The sequence below is a fragment of the Sporosarcina koreensis genome, assembly GCF_001531445.1.
Lineage (GTDB): Bacteria > Bacillota > Bacilli > Bacillales_A > Planococcaceae > Sporosarcina > Sporosarcina koreensis_C.
In genome coordinates this window covers 1-14,108 of sequence record NZ_LQYA01000104.1, presented here as the reverse complement: position 1 = coordinate 14,108, position 14,108 = coordinate 1, and the positions used below count along the sequence as shown (strand labels likewise).

Below are 14,108 nucleotides of genomic sequence, written 5' to 3'. Positions count from 1 at the left end.
TGGCGGAGCTGTTCCGATTGATCGATGAGCGGGCGAGGGAAGGGACGACCTTTCTAATCGTCACTCATGATATGGAGTTTGCGTTTCAGGTGGCGGATTCGATTTTGGTAATGAAAGATGGAGCGTTGACAGGGAAGTTTGCTGCTGATCAAGTATGGCAGGATGAAAAGTTACTCGCTGTGCATCATCTGCTTCAGCCGAAAGGGTGGGTGCAACGTGAACACTGCTTTGCATAATATGAACCCATCTGCAAAATTCATTGTCGTCACGATTTGCATGTTGACGATGGCATTCTTTTTCAATCCATGGACGCCGCTGCTTATGTGGGTCGGCGTACTCGTCATCCAGCTGTTGTTCAGCCGGATTAATTGGAAAGCATGGCTTCTGTTCATGATTCCATTTTTCGTCATGGCGTTCGGTTATTTTTGGACGACGCTCGTGTTTGCCGCAGACAAGTCAGGTCCGGTCGTCTTATCGATTTGGTCAATAAACATTACAAAGGTCCAGTTGAATCATGCCCTTTCTTTAAGTTTTCGTGTCCTTGCGTTTTCCGGACTATCACTGCTTTTCGCGTTGACGACAAATCCCGTTTCATTCATTTTAAGTTTAATGCAGCAAATGAAGCTGTCACCGAAAATCGCGTACAGCATTTTGGTCGGGTATCAATTCCTGCCTGTCCTAAAGGATGAGTTTGTGCAAATCCAGCAAGCTCATCGCCTCAGAGGCGCGATGCAAGAGAAAAATGTTTTCCGCCGACTGCTGCATATGCGTAAAATCCTTCTTCCGATGCTCGCGGGTGCTGTTCGGAAAGCGGAGAGAGCTGCGTTTGCGATGGAAGCTAGGGGATTCACGGGGGAAAAAAGGGAAAGCTTTTATAAAGTCGTTCGCGTTGGCAAGGTGGACGGGTACATGGTTAGCCTTTTCATGTTCATCCTTGTTCTCAGCTGTACGACTGTTTTGTATATTAATTAAGTTCAGGGGGGCCCGTATGGAATGGGGCCCTTTTGTCGTTAGTTACCATATGATATAGTTTTTCTAAGAGAATAAAGACGATTCTGGTAAAGGGGAAATGACTTGATGCTTGATGTAAGGGAATTGAAATTGGAGAAAGACAGACGGGTCATTATTACGTCGGATGTTCATGCAAACTTGCCGCTGTTTCGGCAATTGCTTGAGAAGGTGAACTATACGATGGAAGATTATTTATTCATTAATGGCGATCTTTGTGAAAAAGGGCCGGACAGCCTGTCGACAGTTGAATTTGCGAGAAAGCTAAGCGAAGAATCGGAGCGGGTTTTCATTACCAAAGGGAATTGCGATGTTGTCCACGATTATGTATTCAATGATGTCGAGGGCATCAAAAACTATATGCGACAGCGGAAAAACTCGGTTTTGAATGAAATGCTTGATCGCCATGGGAAGAGTCTTGACGAATTTGCGACTCTCCAGAAACTTGGGGAGTTTTTTCGGGAACATTTCGTTGAACTGCTCGATTGGCTGGATAACTTGCCAATCGCCTATGAAACAGACGATTTCATCATCATCCATGCAGGAGTGGAGGACATTCCGGATTGGAAGGAGACAAGCCGCGAATTTGCATTATATACACCTGCATTTTACGAGAAAGAACATCAGGCGGATAAGACGGTCATCGTCGGGCATTGGCCTGTCGTCAATTATCGGGCAAATGCAGTCAGCTCGAATTGTCCGTTGATCGATTTGGAGAAAAAGATAATCGCTCTGGATGGCGGCAATCAAATCAAGAGGGATGGTCAGTTAAATGCGTTGATAATGAACGGGGAAGAAATCACCTATACATATGTGGATGGATTGAATAAAAAAATGATTACACGGAGTCATGTAGATGAAACCGGGCGAGTCGGAACGGTCACTTATCCAAACTATGAATTACGCCTCCTTAAGGAAGAGGACTTCTTCACGTTGTGTGAGAATGTGAATCTAGGAATCGAACAGTGGATAAAAAATGAATTTATTCATGAAGGGTTTTGTAAAAATGACTTGAGCACAACATTTTTATCCGTTGAAAAAGGAGAAACCGTCTCTGTCGTTGATGACCGTCACGATGGCTATGCGCTAGTGAAGTCGAGTAGTGGCGAAGTAGGCTGGATTCCGAAAGATTGCTTAGTATAATTCGAAAAGCTTCGAAGGCGGGCGCCTGTCGAAGCTTTTTATAATGAGTCAAAGGTCACGAAATGACATTAATTCCTGGGAAATGATTGATATCTTCCGGGAAATGATCGATAAGATACGGGAAACGATCAATAAGTTTTGACAGACGAAGGGAACATCTCCAAGCATGATTCGTCAAGCTGTATAAGAAGAAATTGGGGTCAGAAGGAGAAGTTATGTGGTTAATTAGTATGTATGTCATCAACATGTTAGGGTATATGATCGTTGCATTTCCAATTTATGTGATTGTGCGAATCGTCTTCCTCAAAAGAAGAAAGCAGCCGGTCAATAAATTGCATGAAGTGCTGCTCGCCCTATTTGTCCTCTATGGGGTGGGAATAGCCTCCCAGACGATTATTCCCAAATGGGCCATGGGTGTAGACGTCGATACGGGGAAATTCTTTTTCGATGTATACATGTCCAATGGCTGGGTGAGCACCAATGCGATTCCATTCAAAACGATTTCAGGTTATCTCCAGGTGAATGAATACATGGATGGATGGGATAGTATTGCAATCGCAAATCTGTTAGGCAATATATTTTTGTTTTCTCCGATCGGATTTTTCGTTCCTCTATTATGGCGGAAGTTGGACTCATTCAAAGCAATCGCATTAATTGGATTTGGCGTTACTTGCTTCATCGAAGGGACCCAATATTTCATCGGGCGCAGCACCGATATTGACGATATTATTTTGAATACGATCGGCGTAGTTATCGGATATGGCGTCTTTCTCGTTTGGAAAGTATTTGCTATGTCTGAAAAAGTTATTGACCATGGATAATCAATTTGTTATGATAGATACAACTTTCAGAAAGTAGGTGATGTGTTATGGGTACAATCAATATGGCTATTGCACAATTGATCGGCTCCATACTTTCACCTGCCATGCCTTCGTAATAGGCATGTTTCTTCTGTTATGCGCGTGAAAGCATGGTGTCCGATCCGGAACCATGCTTTTTTATATGTACTGGCGCCTTGCGCTACTGTGAAACGCACATAATAGGAGGAAATGAATTGATTAATGTAAACGAATACGGATGGAATCAATTCCATCAAGAAAATATGGATACAATCGTAAAAGAACTGAAAGCTGACAACTGTATAGCGGGACGTGTCACGCTTGAACATAAAAAGATGTACCGTGTCATGACGACAGAAGGGGAATGGCTATCCGTCTGTTCGGGGGCATTTCAGCATGCAGCCTATGAACGAAGGGACTTTCCCGCAGTTGGCGATTGGGTCGTCGTAGAAAAAATGCCCGGGGAAGAGCGTGGCATCATCCATGCCATCCTTCCAAGGACATCGCTATTTTCAAGGAAATCGGCGGGGACGACAATTGCCGAGCAGATCATTGCAGTGAATGTTGACATCGTTTTCCTCGTCATGTCGATGAACCACGACTTCAATGCAAGGAGATTGGAGCGCTACCTCGTTGCGGCCTATGATTCCGGAGCGACGCCCGTAGTCGTACTGACAAAAATGGACGTTAGCGACGACCCCGATCATTATTTGGAAATGGCAAGGTCAATCGCTTTTGGCACCGATGTTTTCCCGGTGAGCAATGCGACCGGGGAAGGGATCGAGCAGATTACGGATCTGTTGAACAACGGCAAGACAGCAGCGTTACTAGGTTCTTCGGGCGTCGGGAAATCCTCGCTTGTCAACTCGATAATCGGCGAGGAAAAGATGGTAGTGCAAGGCATCCGCGAAGATGACGCAAAAGGAAGACATACGACGACCCATCGGGAACTCATTAAGATTCCGTCTGGGGGAGTGCTCATCGACACACCGGGAATGCGGGAGTTCCAATTGTGGAATGAAAGTGAAAGCCTTGACTCCGGATTCAAGGATATCGAGGAACTCGCAACTGCCTGCAAATTCGGGGATTGTCGCCATGAAAGTGAGCCGGGCTGCGCAATTCGAAATGCACTTGAAACCGGGGAGTTGGCTAGAGAGCGCTACGGAAACTACGTCAAACTCCAACGAGAACTCGCCTTTCTTGATCGGAAAATGGACCGCCAAGCGCAAGCGGCAGAACGTAATAAATGGAAGAAGATAACGAAAGGAATGCGGAAGCATCCTTCGAAGAAAAAATGACTTATAACAAAAGCGGAAGCATGGATTCACTATCCATGCTTCCGCTTTTGTTATTGCATGCATTACGGTTTTCGAAATCATCCGCTTGTTTTAATATAGTAAATAAATTATACTATACTAAAACTCAGACATTTCGAAAGGAGGTGTAAGAGTGAAAGTATTCGATTTGCATTCAGATCTATTTACCGACATAGCGTATCGGAGGAAAAATGGGGAAACGAATGTTTTTGACCGGATCCATTACCCGAAATTGAAATGCGGCTACGTCGATTCCGTCATATGTGTGTTTTGGGTGGAACCCGTATTCCGGAATAATCCCCTCGCAAGGTTCGAGGAACTCTATCGCTATGTAATGGAAGACTTGCATGAATCGTTGCATGTAAATGTATGTGTTTCCACAGAAGATATGGTTGATTCGAACGAAACGAAAAAGATCAATGTTTTCCTTGGGCTAGAAGGGTTGTCCTTTATGGAGCGATGGGGCAAAAGTGATTTCCACGAGAATATTGAGAGCGCTTTCCCGGAACTTCATGCGAAAGATTTCAGGCACGCAATTTACGCGTGGAATGAAACGAATTTCCTCGCCAGCGGTACAGGATCTTATAATGAAGGAATACATAAAGGGTTAACAGAACATGGAAAAGAAGTTACCCGACTGGCGAATGCAAAGAATTGGATAGTGGATGCTTCCCATACAGATGATAAATCCTTTTGGGATCTTTACCATACGAGCGATCAGCCAATCATTGCATCACACAGCAATGCCCGGGCACTTTGCCCGCAAAATCGGAACCTCACGAATGAACAAATCAAAGCGATTGCAAACGGGGGAGGCATTATCGGCCTGAATGCATACTTCGAATTTATTGATGAAAGAAATCCAACTGTCGACCGTTTCATCGACCATGCTGTTTATATTGCGGAACTGGTCGGATCGGAATATGTCGCTTTTGGCTTTGATTTTGTAGATTTTTTGGATAATCATGAAGTAGGGGCGTCATTTGAGGGAACTACTGTCGGACTTGAAACTGTGGAGCAAGTACCCGAGCTTTTAGTGAAAATGGAGAAAAGGGGCTTTTCCAAGAAAGAGTTGACGGGCATTAGCTATGACAATGCCTTCAATTTTTTAAGCAGACAATTAAAGGGATAAAAATGGGGGAAGAAAAATGGAGAAAACACTAATTCAGCCCGATGATATGATCACTCTATGGGGAATTATCGTCGTTTGGGCGGCAGTCAGTATTTTTTTAGAGCAACGGTTTAGTTGGGCGAGCAAAATTTCAGGGGCGATCATTGCTCTAGTCGGCGCAATTATTCTATCGAATACAGGAATCATACCGACTGAATCACCGGTTTACGATGCAGTGTGGGCATTTATTATACCGCTCGCGATTCCATTGCTGTTGTTCCATGTGAATTTCAAAAAGATTTGGCAGGAAAGTGGACGTATGCTCATCATCTTCTTGCTTAGTTCTATCGGGACAGTTGCAGGGACAATCATTAGCTTCTTCTTATTGAAAGATCATATCCCTTATTTGGATAAAATCGGTGCGATGATGAGTGCTTCTTACGTTGGCGGCAGTGTCAACTTTGCGGCGATGGCAGGGAAGTTCGAGACGCCTGGTGAAATGGTCTCTGCAACAATTGTTGCTGATAATCTAATGATGGCCATCTATTTTGTAGTGCTCATGATCATTCCTACGATGACGTTTTTCCGAAAGCGCTACTCCCATCCGCATGTATTGGAAGTTGAAGCCGGAAAAGGGAAGAATGACGGAAAGACATTAGCGGAAAGCTTTTGGGCACGGAAGGACATTTCATTGAAGGATATGGCGCTGTCAGTTGGAACAGCTTTCTTCCTCGTCATTGTTGCCTTTAAGGTCGCAGCCTTTTTAGATGGAATTATTCCTTCTGGTGAAGATGTATCCTTCTTCATGAATTTATTGAATGGTTTATTCGGGGATAAATATTTAGTGTTAACGACCATTACCTTTTTAGCGCTTGCATTGTTTCCTAAATATTTCGAAGGAATCAACGGAAGCCAAGAGATCGGTACATTGTTGATTTACTTATTCTTCGTCGTAATCGGGGTGCCGGCGTCCATTCCGCTAATTATTCAAAACGCACCGCTTCTATTAGTCTTTGTTGCCATTATCGTCCTCGTCAATATGATCATTTCCCTCGTTGCAGGGAAGCTGTTCAAATATGACTTGGAAGATATATTGCTAGTGAGCAACGCCAATATTGGCGGTCCGACAACGGCTGCGGCAATGGCGATTGCGAAAGGATGGAAAAACTTGATTGGGCCGATTTTAGTTGTCGGTACAATCGGATATATTATCGGAAACTATATTGGAACAACACTAGGATTATGGTTTGCAACATTATTATAAGAAACAGGCCTGGCACATTGAGACTGCCAGGCTTTTCATATACTATGAAGTAAATGAAGGTAAAAGAGGCGGGTATTATGTTTGATGGTCAAAAAATAAGAAAACTGCGTTCGGAACAAAATCTTTCATTGAAGGACCTTTCGGACAAATCGGGCGTCAGTGTTAGCATGATCAGTCAAATTGAACGTCGGAATACAGATCCGACGCTCACGACCCTTTATAAGTTGTGTAAAGGGCTGGATGTTTCGATTTCCACGTTATTAGGTGCAGATGAACAAGCGTTGCAGCTTGTTCGGAAAAATGATCGAAAATCGGTCAATTTCCCCCAATCCCATTCGAAATACGAGCTGCTTACCCCGATTAATGAAGGGACGATTGAAATGATCATGATCCACTTGGAGCCTGGACAAGTGGATCAGCAGCTTGTCGAGCATTCGGGGGAGGAGTGCGGATATGTTGTGAAAGGGGAAATGACAATCGTACTCGGGGATGCGGAGTATATATTATATGAAGGCGACAGCATTCGCTTTAAAAGTACAACGCCTCATCGATTTTTCAACCATTCCAAGGAAACCGCCATTTCCGTATGGGCGATGACAGGAAGGGTGCTTTAGAATAAAGAGCGGGAGGACATCAATTGATGCCTCCCGTTTTTCCATCCAATCCAACCATTCATGACAAAAGTCATCTTATCTCATGACAGAGCATACTGAAAAAAATGTCAATACCCCTCTATGATAGTTATAAGAGGAGTGTGACTGCATGGAAACAATTGTTGAGATTACAAATCTGTCAAAGGAGTTCAAAGGAAAGAAGGCAGTAGAGGATGTTTCATTTAGCATCCAATCCGGTGAAGTCGTTGCGATTCTTGGGCCGAATGGAGCAGGAAAAAGCACGTCGATTTTGATGATGCTTGGATTGCTGCATCCATCTTCGGGTGAGGTCTCGCTTTTCAATCAACGGCCACAGGAACAAAAGGTGCGGGAACGGATTGGGGTGATGCTCCAGCAAGTAAGCCTGATGGACGCGCTGAAGGTGAAAGAGGTTCTCGCTTTATTCAGAACCTATTACCCAAACCCATTGTCGATGGAAGAGCTGATCCGGTTGACCGGCTTGCAGGAAAGTGAACTGAACAAACGAACTGAGAAGTTGTCAGGCGGGCAAAAGCGGCGCGTCAGTTTTGCACTCGCGATGGCGGGAAATCCGGATCTCGTGTTCTTTGATGAACCAACTGTCGGAATGGACAGCACAGCACGGAAAGAGTTTTGGGCAAGGGTCCGACAGCTTGCTGATGCAGGCAAAACAGTATTATTTTCTACTCATTATTTGCAGGAGGCGGACGATGTGGCAACGCGCATCCTCTTATTCAATGAAGGGAAATTAGTTGCAGATGGTTGTCCTTCGACAATCAAGCAGCAATTGCTGAAGAAGACAGTTTCGTTCAAGGCTGGTGGGGATTTTCCTAAAGAACGATTTCTCACCATGACTCATGTGTCGGACGTTTACGAGGAAAAGGGAAGAGTCGTCATTCAAACGGAGGACACTGACCATGTACTCGCATCACTTTTCACAGAAGGCACACCGGTTTCGGATATTTCCATCGATAAAGGACGGCTGGAAGATGCATTTGAACAATTGACGGTCGAACAGGGGGTGTCATGAATGAAAATGCTATTGAATGAATGCAAAATTGAAATAATCCGGATCTTCCGTAATCCATATTTCGTCTTCTGGTCATTGTTCATGCCGATTGTGTTCTACTTCATTTTCACGAAAGTCGTCAACACAGGTGTGGATGATCAGGATTTATGGAACAAGCATTTTCTGATGTCCATTGCAATCTTCAGTGTGATGGGCAGCGCCATCATGACGCTCGGCATTCGGATGGTGCAGGAGAGGAATGAAGGCTGGACGACGTGGATCAAGGTGACACCGCTGCCGAGTTCGAGTTATTTCATTTCAAAGATGATTGGCCAATCGGCGGTCCACCTTTTTTCAATTGCGGTCATTTTCATGGCGGGAATCATTGTTAATGGCGTTTCGATGTCGTTCGTAGAATGGCTGTCGTGTGCTGCTTGGATATTGATCGCCTCTTTCCCGTTTCTCGCATTGGGCGTTCTCGTCGGTACGATGAAACGTGTCGATACAGCTTCCGGCGTCAGCAATATACTCTATTTAGCTTTGGCAATCACGGGTGGATTATGGATGCCGATGGAAATCCTGCCGAAGACGATTCAGCAGATCGGCTCTTGGCTGCCAGCGTATCATTATGGGAATGGGGCGTGGGGCATCATCCGCGGACAATTCCCGGAATTTAAAAGTATTGCAATTTTGACGGTCTATCTTCTTCTATTCATGGTATTATCTATTTATATAAGAAGGAAACAGGAAGCGGTGTAAGCGTGAAAAACTTTAGGTTGTTTCCAAAAAGGTTTGGCTTCATTCCACATATATTTTTAGTCTACCTGATACTGCCGCTCTATCAAGTGAACAAGGAAGTAGGATGGAAAGCAGTAATCGGCTATGGCCTGTTACTGCTTTTTTTCATCTCCTACCGGCAATGTTATCAGCCGATCGCAATAAAGAAATTTTACGCTTGGCTGTCAGTTCAGGTGGCTATTACTGTCATCTTCGTCGTCTTTTACGATCCATATAGCATATTTTTAGGGTTTTACACTTCCAACTTCATTGGCTGGATAGAAGAGAAAAAGAGATTTCGTAATGCTTTGAAAGTATTTGTTAGTATCATTGGAGTGTGCTCCGGGTGGATTTGGTTCGAAACTGGATTTGTGGGTTTTGTCTCCCTCTTGCCTTTTTTAGTAGTCATCATTCTATCCCCATACGGCATTAGGCATATGAATGAACGAATGGAATTGGAGAGTCAATTGAATGAAGCGAATGAACAGATTAAAACGCTCATCAAACAAGAGGAAAGAGTGAGAATAGCCCGCGATCTGCATGATACTTTGGGGCATACATTGTCGCTGATCACATTGCAAAGTCAAGTTATCCAAAGGATTGCGAGTGATCCGCAAAAGGTGAAGGAGGAGGCGAAGGAGATCGAGAAGACATCCCGTTCCGCCCTTCAGCAAGTTCGGGAACTCGTATCGGATATGCGAGTGAGTACGATTGAAGAGGAGCTCGCGCATATGGAACAAATTTTAACAGCCGGCAATATTGAATTTCAGTGCAATGTGCTGGAAGGCGCAACGGACCTGTCACCGCTCCAGCAAAATATTGCGGGGATGTGCTTGCGTGAAGCTTCGACAAATATTGTGAAGCATAGTAAAGCGACGAAATGCTCAGTCACGGTCCAGCAAGATGTGCATGAGTTTGTAATACGCATACATGATAATGGAACTGGAATGGCAGATCGTCCGTGGGGCAATGGGTTGAAGGGGATGTCCGAACGCCTTTCATTGCTAGAAGGGGAAATGAGGGTGGACTCCGGAATGGGGACAGCTATTACAATTTCAATCCCCATTGTCGCGAAGACAAAGGAAGGGGCGGTTGCCTTATGATCCGGATTGTCATCGCTGAAGATCAGCGAATTTTACGAGGGGCTTTAGGGACTCTCCTCAATTTTGAGGAAGATATGGAAGTGGTAGCTCAAGCCGAAAATGGGGAGCAGGCATTGCGGCTCATCCGGGAAATACGTCCCGATGTCTGTATTTTGGATATTGAAATGCCGTTAAAGACCGGTTTGGAAGTTGCTGATGAATTACGAGAGAGCGGTTCTCCATGCAAAGTGATCATATTGACGACGTTTGCACGACCGGGCTTTTTCGAGAGGGCAATCAAAGCAAAGGTTCACGGCTATCTTTTGAAGGATGGATCGATTGATGATTTGGCGGCTGCCATTCGGAATGTCATGCAAGGGAAAAGGGAATTTGCGGCTGAGCTGATCATGAATTCTTACCATGAGGATAATCCGTTGACGGAGAGGGAAAGGGAAGTGCTGCAGCTGTCGGCGGATGGAATGACGGCGAAGGAGATTGGATCTGAGCTTTATTTGTCTCCGGGGACGGTTCGAAATTACATGTCTGAAATTCTGCAGAAAGTGGAAGCAAAAAACAAAGTGGAGGCCATATCCATCTGTCGGGAGAAAGGATGGATTTGAGTTGAAGTAGGTAGGAGGTCCTGAAATGGTGATAACTTTCAGGATTCAATAGATAACTTTCTTTATTCAATGGATAATGAGGGGGATTCGATAGATATCTCTCGTTATTCAATAGATAAAACACCATATTCGATAGATAATGAAAAACAGGCTGCAGCCATCATCGATCACCCGATGAGGCCGCAGCCCATTTTACTTATTCGACCTGGTCGGCCGCTTCTTCAGCTTCAACGCTTTCTTCAACTGCTTCCTCATCGGTTCCTTCAACTTCATTCACTTGACCGATATTGATGAACAGTTTTCCGTCCGCGAGCTTCCTTCTTTCATTGCCAAAGCCATCTACGACTTTCACTTCGACACGTGCCCCGTCGGCTGTAACGCCCAATGGTACAGTCCAATAGCCGACGTAATGTCCTGGTGAAACTTCTTGCATCGGCATTTCAGTCGCATTCGTCAAATCATTGCCCCCGACATTTGTAAGCGGCATGTGGATAACGTATGTTGCTGTCAATCCAGGCTCGCTATCGAATTCAAATTTGACGGATTTTCCAGTTACTAAATGGACGTCTTCCGTCGGTGTCAAATTCGTAATTTCAGGCGCCGAATATTTTGCCGTTACGGAAACGGTTTGGACCGTTTCGTTTCCTGCAGCATCTGTTGCGACGACAGTAATTTCATTCGCACCATTATCTAAAAGGATCCGTTTCGAGAACGTGCCGTCTTCGGATACGGCTGCCTGTTCGCCATTCACAGTCACCGATTTCAGATAGTCGTCCGAAACAGTACCTTCCACTGTGACGGTTTCACGGTTTGTCGTTTCGCCGTCTTTCGGATTCGTGATCGCCAATTCTGGCTGTACTGTATCCAATGTCACTGTCACAGGGCTTGAAGTGCCTGTAGTGCGTCCATCTAATAGAGACACAGCGGTAAATTCATTGTCGCCTTCAGTTAGGACTGTTTGGAATGAAAATCTTCCATCATCCCCGACGACAACGGAATTCACTTCTTCACCATTGTTCTGCAAAGAGATTGTCGTTGTCGGTGTAGCAGTACCTTCAATGACGACATTTTCATTATTTGTAACAGTGCCGGATTCCGGGGAAGTGATTGTCGGTTCGAACACTTCGTAGCTGACGCGTGCCCGAATCATATAATTCCCTTCCGCGGCAGGTGCTGGTGTCCAAGCTCCGACGAACTGATAGCTTCTTCCGGCGTTCGGTCCGTCCTCATCCGTTGCAAGGCCCGGCGCGTAAGGATTCGGCTCTGACTGGACATACACCATATAGAAGTCGCCGTTTACGACGATATTGTGTTCTGTCAAATCAACGACAGTCCATTCTCCATTCCGTTTCGCTTGGGCGTCGATCGGTCCAGCGATCTTTTGCCCCGGAGCTCCGTCAGCACCTGTAGCATCCCAAACTTCAACTGCAAATGCAGTTCCGCCCGGGACAGGCCATTCAGTATCCCAGAAACGGAAAACGCCTTCTGTGACAATACCTGAATCATTGCCTTCCGGAAGAGACATTTTTACGCCCCAACCGTTGCCGGCATCATAGAATGCACGAGCGTTTTCAGCTGTTCCGTCATCGTACCCGATTTCGCCGCCAGGATACGTAAAGAACGGCTCAAGAGCGAAATCATATGATGTTTGACCGCCGATAGTGATGCTAGCTTCTTGTCCATGGTAACCGCGTGCAACCACTTTCAGCGTATAATCGCCTTCATATGCAGTGATGGCGAATTGTCCTGCTGCATCCGATTCGACAGGAGAAATGTTCGCATCTTCCACTAATAGCAATGTCGCACCTTCAATCGGCTCACCTGTGGACTGGTCTGTCACAGTTCCACTGATCGTTGCCTGAGGCATTTCTTCTAATGTGAAGTTCGCATTTGTCGTTTCATCTGCATTGATGGTGACGGATTGCGCCTCCGATTGGAATCCGTATGCTTCAGCCATTGCTGTGAATGTTCCCGCGCCGTGTGTCATCGTATATGATCCATTTGCAGGATTTGTATAGACGGACCGGTTCGTTTCAAGAATATTCACTTGAGCACCTAATGGCAGAAGGACAGGTGATGCTTTGCCTTCTTCAACAGGAGGTGCCGGCTGTTCTTTCGGCATAACTGGTTTGATCGTTTTAGGATCGACCGGTGTTTCAAGTGCGTCTTTCCCTTTTTCGATCATGTCGTCAGGATTTTTGCCTTTGCCTGGTTTTATTGCTTGAGGAGTTTTTTGCTCCTGCTTTTCAAATAAGTTATTTTTTGGTGTCAACGAAATTGTACCGGCTTGAGATTCATCGCTTAACACGACATCGTCAATATACCAGCCTTCTCTCACTACACTTCCATCTGAGAATGCATTGAATCCGATATAGACGCGCTGTCCGCTATACTCGGACAAATCTACTTCTGCGTCAATCCAGCCTTCTGATGCTCCTTGAATCATAAGCAACTGCGTCCACTCTTCCATGTCCGTGGAAATGAACACATGTCCATAATCCCAAGCTCTTCCTGAAGAAGACTGCTCGAAATTATGCCATTGCTTGAATCGCAAATACGAAGCGCCTTCCGGAAGGTCGACCGGTGGCATGACGAGCGTAGCATTCATACTGCTCTCATACATGCCGGCTAAATTCGTGGCGTATACATTCTCGCCTGAAGCCGCATTGCCAGGTCCGGAAGTTGGTTTGCCCCATTCCCAGCTGTTTTTATTCCCGAACGAAGTCCATCCTACCGGCATTTGTTCGAAATCCTCAAAATAACCGACAGTGATGCCAGGTTTCACGAGTACTGTAAATTCCTCGCTCGATACTTCGTTATTGCCGAAATCGTTAATGACCCATTTATAAGTGAATGCGTCTCCAGAAATGAGATCACCGGAAACTGTCACGCCATATTCACCGGATAGGTAATCGCCCGATTTCCGCTCGGCTTGCAATGAACTCCATTGACCGTTTGCATCTACGTACTGTAATGTCACAGAGGAAACACTAATATTGTCCGTAACATTGATGCGTAAATCCAAATCCATTCCCGCGTATGTTTCGGTTGGAGCTGAATGTTCGAATGCAGGCGGTTCGTTATCGTCGCCTTGCTTCGTCACCTGACCTTCAAGCTTACCGAGTCCGCTTGCGATGGATGAAACGGCAGCATACGCATCCACTAGACCATAGCCATACCCATGGTTAGGAGTTGTCGGGTACACATTGTCCGTTAACGGTGTCGCGGTATTCAACAGGACTTCTTCCATTTCCTCGACAGAAATTGTGGCATTTACTTGACGAAGCATTGCAGCCACACCTGAAAC

The 14,108-nt window shown here is 45.4% G+C and carries 12 protein-coding genes and 1 pseudogene; 12 read left to right on the top strand and 1 reads right to left on the bottom strand.

The window, feature by feature from the left end:
• The 12 genes and pseudogenes from AWV70_RS12340 to AWV70_RS12285 form a co-directional block, all read left to right on the top strand.
• A pseudogene (locus AWV70_RS12340) lies at positions 1–236 on the top strand (ABC transporter); the annotation flags it as partial.
• Positions 217–972, top strand: coding sequence for an energy-coupling factor transporter transmembrane component T family protein (locus tag AWV70_RS12335; protein WP_235588644.1), 756 nt, complete (start codon positions 217–219; stop codon positions 970–972). The pseudogene AWV70_RS12340 and the gene AWV70_RS12335, both read left to right, overlap by 20 nt.
• A 105-nt stretch (positions 973–1,077) precedes the next feature.
• Positions 1,078–2,151, top strand: coding sequence for a metallophosphoesterase (locus AWV70_RS12330; RefSeq protein ID WP_060207486.1), 1,074 nt, complete (start codon positions 1,078–1,080; stop codon positions 2,149–2,151).
• A 215-nt stretch (positions 2,152–2,366) separates the two neighbouring features.
• Positions 2,367–2,972, top strand: coding sequence for a VanZ family protein (locus tag AWV70_RS12325; protein ID WP_060207484.1), 606 nt, complete (start codon positions 2,367–2,369; stop codon positions 2,970–2,972).
• A gap of 236 nt (positions 2,973–3,208) precedes the next feature.
• A complete protein-coding gene (gene rsgA / locus AWV70_RS12320) occupies positions 3,209–4,288 on the top strand; it encodes a ribosome small subunit-dependent GTPase A (protein ID WP_060207488.1) in 1,080 nt (359 codons plus the stop codon).
• 151 nt (positions 4,289–4,439) lie between these two features.
• A complete protein-coding gene (locus AWV70_RS12315; protein ID WP_060207482.1) occupies positions 4,440–5,438 on the top strand; it encodes a dipeptidase in 999 nt (332 codons plus the stop codon).
• Positions 5,439–5,454: 16 nt separating this feature from the next.
• Entirely contained in the window at positions 5,455–6,681 is a 1,227-nt protein-coding gene (locus AWV70_RS12310) for a DUF819 domain-containing protein (RefSeq protein WP_060207480.1), read from the top strand.
• 77 nt (positions 6,682–6,758) lie between these two features.
• Positions 6,759–7,295, top strand: coding sequence for a helix-turn-helix domain-containing protein (locus AWV70_RS12305; protein ID WP_060207478.1), 537 nt, complete (start codon positions 6,759–6,761; stop codon positions 7,293–7,295).
• Between the two features lie 148 nt (positions 7,296–7,443).
• Positions 7,444–8,343: an ABC transporter ATP-binding protein gene (locus AWV70_RS12300; protein WP_060207476.1), complete on the top strand. Its 900-nt coding sequence runs from the start codon at positions 7,444–7,446 to the stop codon at positions 8,341–8,343.
• On the top strand, positions 8,344–9,081 hold the full coding sequence (locus AWV70_RS12295) for an ABC transporter permease (protein WP_060207475.1): 738 nt from the start codon (positions 8,344–8,346) through the stop codon (positions 9,079–9,081).
• A 2-nt stretch (positions 9,082–9,083) separates the two neighbouring features.
• Positions 9,084–10,202: a sensor histidine kinase gene (locus AWV70_RS12290; protein WP_060207472.1), complete on the top strand. Its 1,119-nt coding sequence runs from the start codon at positions 9,084–9,086 to the stop codon at positions 10,200–10,202.
• Positions 10,199–10,801: a response regulator transcription factor gene (locus AWV70_RS12285; RefSeq protein WP_060207470.1), complete on the top strand. Its 603-nt coding sequence runs from the start codon at positions 10,199–10,201 to the stop codon at positions 10,799–10,801. Before AWV70_RS12290 ends, AWV70_RS12285 begins: the two co-directional genes overlap by 4 nt.
• Positions 10,802–10,997: 196 nt before the next feature.
• Here AWV70_RS12285 and AWV70_RS12280 read toward each other — a convergent pair.
• The coding region (locus tag AWV70_RS12280) for a carboxypeptidase regulatory-like domain-containing protein (RefSeq protein ID WP_060207468.1) at positions 10,998–14,108 on the bottom strand (3,111 nt) is incomplete at its 5' end.